2 tRNA genes and 3 rRNA genes are annotated in these 5469 nt (G+C 51.8%); all 5 read left to right on the forward strand.

Going from position 1 to position 5469, the window contains the following annotated elements:
* Positions 1-295 precede the first annotated feature (295 nt).
* The 5 genes from ACI2KB_RS29135 to rrf all read left to right on the forward strand — a co-directional run bounded on the left by ACI2KB_RS29135 (position 296) and on the right by rrf (position 5458).
* Positions 296-1832 (forward strand): 16S ribosomal RNA (locus tag ACI2KB_RS29135).
* A gap of 79 nt (positions 1833-1911) precedes the next feature.
* Positions 1912-1988, forward strand: a tRNA-Ile gene (locus ACI2KB_RS29140).
* Positions 1989-1995: 7 nt separating this feature from the next.
* A tRNA-Ala gene (locus ACI2KB_RS29145) sits at positions 1996-2071 on the forward strand.
* A gap of 242 nt (positions 2072-2313) precedes the next feature.
* Positions 2314-5204: ribosomal RNA gene (locus tag ACI2KB_RS29150) — 23S ribosomal RNA — on the forward strand.
* Positions 5205-5342: 138 nt separating this feature from the next.
* Positions 5343-5458 (forward strand): 5S ribosomal RNA (rrf, locus tag ACI2KB_RS29155).
* The 16S, 23S and 5S rRNA genes sit together here with 2 tRNA genes alongside, the layout of an rRNA operon.
* Positions 5459-5469: the final 11 nt, after the last annotated feature.

Below are 5469 nucleotides of genomic sequence, written 5' to 3' on the forward strand. Positions count from 1 at the left end.
CCAAATCGAACGAAGCGCAAGTGGTTGAAGTTGAAAAAGAAATTTTGAAAACTTCTGAAAATAACCGCTTGACAAGATGAGACGCTGCTGTAGAATGCGCGCCTCGGTTGAGACGAAAGATTCTTGACCAACCGCTCTTTAACAACTGAATCAAGCAATTCGTGTGGGTGCTTGCGCTGTAAGACTGAAGTCAACAGATTATCAGCATCGCAAATTACTCCACGAGAAATCATGGTTTAACCAACGATTGCTGAGCCAAGTTTATAGGGTTTTCTCAAAACCCGATTGCAGTATTGAACTGAAGAGTTTGATCATGGCTCAGATTGAACGCTGGCGGCAGGCCTAACACATGCAAGTCGAGCGGATGAAGGGAGCTTGCTCTCTGATTCAGCGGCGGACGGGTGAGTAATGCCTAGGAATCTGCCTGGTAGTGGGGGACAACGTCTCGAAAGGGACGCTAATACCGCATACGTCCTACGGGAGAAAGTGGGGGCTCTTCGGACCTCACGCTATCAGATGAGCCTAGGTCGGATTAGCTAGTTGGTGAGGTAATGGCTCACCAAGGCGACGATCCGTAACTGGTCTGAGAGGATGATCAGTCACACTGGAACTGAGACACGGTCCAGACTCCTACGGGAGGCAGCAGTGGGGAATATTGGACAATGGGCGAAAGCCTGATCCAGCCATGCCGCGTGTGTGAAGAAGGTCTTCGGATTGTAAAGCACTTTAAGTTGGGAGGAAGGGCAGTAAGTTAATACCTTGCTGTTTTGACGTTACCGACAGAATAAGCACCGGCTAACTCTGTGCCAGCAGCCGCGGTAATACAGAGGGTGCAAGCGTTAATCGGAATTACTGGGCGTAAAGCGCGCGTAGGTGGTTTGTTAAGTTGGATGTGAAAGCCCCGGGCTCAACCTGGGAACTGCATCCAAAACTGGCAAGCTAGAGTAGGGCAGAGGGTGGTGGAATTTCCTGTGTAGCGGTGAAATGCGTAGATATAGGAAGGAACACCAGTGGCGAAGGCGACCACCTGGGCTCATACTGACACTGAGGTGCGAAAGCGTGGGGAGCAAACAGGATTAGATACCCTGGTAGTCCACGCCGTAAACGATGTCAACTAGCCGTTGGAATCCTTGAGATTTTAGTGGCGCAGCTAACGCATTAAGTTGACCGCCTGGGGAGTACGGCCGCAAGGTTAAAACTCAAATGAATTGACGGGGGCCCGCACAAGCGGTGGAGCATGTGGTTTAATTCGAAGCAACGCGAAGAACCTTACCAGGCCTTGACATCCAGTGAACTTACCAGAGATGGTTTGGTGCCTTCGGGAACACTGAGACAGGTGCTGCATGGCTGTCGTCAGCTCGTGTCGTGAGATGTTGGGTTAAGTCCCGTAACGAGCGCAACCCTTGTCCTTAGTTACCAGCACGTTATGGTGGGCACTCTAAGGAGACTGCCGGTGACAAACCGGAGGAAGGTGGGGATGACGTCAAGTCATCATGGCCCTTACGGCCTGGGCTACACACGTGCTACAATGGTCGGTACAAAGGGTTGCCAAGCCGCGAGGTGGAGCTAATCCCATAAAACCGATCGTAGTCCGGATCGCAGTCTGCAACTCGACTGCGTGAAGTCGGAATCGCTAGTAATCGCGAATCAGAATGTCGCGGTGAATACGTTCCCGGGCCTTGTACACACCGCCCGTCACACCATGGGAGTGGGTTGCACCAGAAGTAGCTAGTCTAACCTTCGGGAGGACGGTTACCACGGTGTGATTCATGACTGGGGTGAAGTCGTAACAAGGTAGCCGTAGGGGAACCTGCGGCTGGATCACCTCCTTAATCGAAGACTCGGCTGCTTCGCAAGTTCCCACACGAATTGCTTGATTCATTGAAGAAGACGATAAGCAGAGCCTTTAATAGGTCTGTAGCTCAGTTGGTTAGAGCGCACCCCTGATAAGGGTGAGGTCGGCAGTTCAAATCTGCCCAGACCTACCAGTTCCCTGGGGCCATAGCTCAGCTGGGAGAGCGCCTGCCTTGCACGCAGGAGGTCAGCGGTTCGATCCCGCTTGGCTCCACCATTTACTGGTTTGCCGCTGCTTGTGTTGCTTAAAGCTTAGAAATGAGCATTCCATCAGGCTGATGATGAATGTTGATTTCTGGTCTTTGATCAGATCGTTCTTTAAAAATTCGGGTATGTGATAGAAAGATAGACTGAAGGCCACTTTCACTGGTGGAACTTCAGGCTAAGGTAAAGTTTGTGAATAGCAAACTTTCGGCGAATGTCGTCTTCACAGTATAACCAGATTGCTTGGGGTTATATGGTCAAGTGAAGAAGCGCATACGGTGGATGCCTTGGCAGTCAGAGGCGATGAAAGACGTGGTAGCCTGCGAAAAGCTTCGGGGAGTCGGCAAACAGACTGTGATCCGGAGATGTCTGAATGGGGGAACCCAGCGGTCACAAGACCGTTATCTTGCACTGAATACATAGGTGCAAGAGGCGAACCAGGGGAACTGAAACATCTAAGTACCCTGAGGAAAAGAAATCAACCGAGATTCCCTTAGTAGTGGCGAGCGAACGGGGACCAGCCCTTAAGTTGATTTGAGGTTAGCGGAACGCTCTGGAAAGTGCGGCCATAGTGGGTGATAGCCCTGTACGCGAAAACCTCTTGTCAATGAAATCGAGTAGGACGGGGCACGAGAAACCTTGTCTGAACATGGGGGGACCATCCTCCAAGGCTAAATACTACTGACTGACCGATAGTGAACCAGTACCGTGAGGGAAAGGCGAAAAGAACCGCGGAGAGCGGAGTGAAATAGATCCTGAAACCGTATGCGTACAAGCAGTGGGAGCCTACTTTGTTAGGTGACTGCGTACCTTTTGTATAATGGGTCAGCGACTTATTTTCAGTGGCAAGCTTAACCGAATAGGGGAGGCGTAGCGAAAGCGAGTCTTAATAGGGCGTCTAGTCGCTGGGAATAGACCCGAAACCGGGCGATCTATCCATGGGCAGGTTGAAGGTTAGGTAACACTGACTGGAGGACCGAACCGACTACCGTTGAAAAGTTAGCGGATGACCTGTGGATCGGAGTGAAAGGCTAATCAAGCTCGGAGATAGCTGGTTCTCCTCGAAAGCTATTTAGGTAGCGCCTCATGTATCACTGTAGGGGGTAGAGCACTGTTTCGGCTAGGGGGTCATCCCGACTTACCAAACCGATGCAAACTCCGAATACCTACAAGTGCCGAGCATGGGAGACACACGGCGGGTGCTAACGTCCGTCGTGAAAAGGGAAACAACCCAGACCGTCAGCTAAGGTCCCAAAGTCATGGTTAAGTGGGAAACGATGTGGGAAGGCTTAGACAGCTAGGAGGTTGGCTTAGAAGCAGCCACCCTTTAAAGAAAGCGTAATAGCTCACTAGTCGAGTCGGCCTGCGCGGAAGATGTAACGGGGCTCAAACCATGCACCGAAGCTACGGGTATCACTTAGGTGATGCGGTAGAGGAGCGTTCTGTAAGCCTGTGAAGGTGAGTTGAGAAGCTTGCTGGAGGTATCAGAAGTGCGAATGCTGACATGAGTAACGACAATGGGTGTGAAAAACACCCACGCCGAAAGACCAAGGTTTCCTGCGCAACGTTAATCGACGCAGGGTTAGTCGGTCCCTAAGGCGAGGCTGAAAAGCGTAGTCGATGGAAAACAGGTTAATATTCCTGTACTTCCGGTTATTGCGATGGAGGGACGGAGAAGGCTAGGCCAGCCTGGCGTTGGTTGTCCAGGTTTAAGGTGGTAGGCTGAAATCTTAGGTAAATCCGGGGTTTCAAGGCCGAGAGCTGATGACGAGTGTTCTTTCGAACACGAAGTGGTTGATGCCATGCTTCCAAGAAAAGCTTCTAAGCTTCAGATAATCGGGAACCGTACCCCAAACCGACACAGGTGGTTAGGTAGAGAATACCAAGGCGCTTGAGAGAACTCGGGTGAAGGAACTAGGCAAAATGGCACCGTAACTTCGGGAGAAGGTGCGCCGGTGAGGGTGAAGGACTTGCTCCGTAAGCCCATGCCGGTCGAAGATACCAGGCCGCTGCGACTGTTTATTAAAAACACAGCACTCTGCAAACACGAAAGTGGACGTATAGGGTGTGACGCCTGCCCGGTGCCGGAAGGTTAATTGATGGGGTTAGCGAAAGCGAAGCTCTTGATCGAAGCCCCGGTAAACGGCGGCCGTAACTATAACGGTCCTAAGGTAGCGAAATTCCTTGTCGGGTAAGTTCCGACCTGCACGAATGGCGTAACGATGGCGGCGCTGTCTCCACCCGAGACTCAGTGAAATTGAAATCGCTGTGAAGATGCAGTGTATCCGCGGCTAGACGGAAAGACCCCGTGAACCTTTACTATAGCTTTGCACTGGACTTTGAATTTGCTTGTGTAGGATAGGTGGGAGGCTTTGAAGCGTGAACGCCAGTTTGCGTGGAGCCATCCTTGAAATACCACCCTGGCAACTTTGAGGTTCTAACTCAGGTCCGTCATCCGGATCGAGGACAGTGTATGGTGGGTAGTTTGACTGGGGCGGTCTCCTCCTAAAGAGTAACGGAGGAGTACGAAGGTGCGCTCAGACCGGTCGGAAATCGGTCGCAGAGTATAAAGGCAAAAGCGCGCTTGACTGCGAGACAGACACGTCGAGCAGGTACGAAAGTAGGTCTTAGTGATCCGGTGGTTCTGTATGGAAGGGCCATCGCTCAACGGATAAAAGGTACTCCGGGGATAACAGGCTGATACCGCCCAAGAGTTCATATCGACGGCGGTGTTTGGCACCTCGATGTCGGCTCATCACATCCTGGGGCTGAAGCCGGTCCCAAGGGTATGGCTGTTCGCCATTTAAAGTGGTACGCGAGCTGGGTTTAGAACGTCGTGAGACAGTTCGGTCCCTATCTGCCGTGGACGTTTGAGATTTGAGAGGGGCTGCTCCTAGTACGAGAGGACCGGAGTGGACGAACCTCTGGTGTTCCGGTTGTCACGCCAGTGGCATTGCCGGGTAGCTATGTTCGGAAAAGATAACCGCTGAAAGCATCTAAGCGGGAAACTTGCCTCAAGATGAGATCTCACTGGAACCTTGAGTTCCCTGAAGGGCCGTCGAAGACTACGACGTTGATAGGTGGGGTGTGTAAGCGCTGTGAGGCGTTGAGCTAACCCATACTAATTGCCCGTGAGGCTTGACCATATAACACCCAAGCAATTTGAGCCAAGGGCCGGATTGCGGTGACTGTGGAGACGACACGAACCGAGAGTTTGCGTCACGAACGGATATCACATACCTGATTTGCTGAAGCGTCGAAAGACGAGTCGGCACACCGAATTTCTTGACGACCATAGAGTGTTGGAACCACCTGATCCCATCCCGAACTCAGAAGTGAAACGATACATCGCCGATGGTAGTGTGGGGTTTCCCCATGTGAGAGTAGGTCATCGTCAAGATTCAATTGCAG

Origin of the sequence: Pseudomonas sp. NPDC088444 (assembly GCF_044900175.1) — a bacterium.
In the GTDB taxonomy this organism is placed as follows: Bacteria; Pseudomonadota; Gammaproteobacteria; order Pseudomonadales; family Pseudomonadaceae; genus Aquipseudomonas.